This window comes from Gilvimarinus sp. 1_MG-2023, assembly GCF_030548285.1.
Window position 1 is genome coordinate 1 of the sequence record NZ_JAUOSC010000590.1, and the last position, 319, is coordinate 319.

The 319-nt window shown below is 53.6% G+C and carries 1 protein-coding gene; it reads left to right on the forward strand.

Translation table 11 applies throughout. From position 1 onward, the window contains the following. Window positions 1–319 (forward strand): cysteine hydrolase family protein (locus Q4563_RS18215; RefSeq protein WP_303605506.1); only part of this gene is annotated, 319 nt, incomplete at both ends.

Sequence of the window (319 nt, forward strand, 5' to 3'; positions counted from 1 at the left end):
CATGCGTGCCGCGGCCATGCCAGTAATTTATTTACGCCATGTAGTGCGGGGAGATGGCTCTGACACCGGGCGTTTCCGCGACTTGTATCCAGATGCCGATGCCCAGTTTGCGCGTTCCAACCCGGCCATTGAAGTGATCGATGAGCTGCAGCCACAAGACGGTGACATTGTCGTCGACAAGTTGTTTTACAGTGGTTTTCATAACACCGATCTCGACATGATCCTGCGGATGAAAGACATCGATACCCTGATTGTCTGCGGCACGGTGACCAATGTCTGCTGTGAAACGACCATGCGGGATGGTGTTCACCGCGAATAC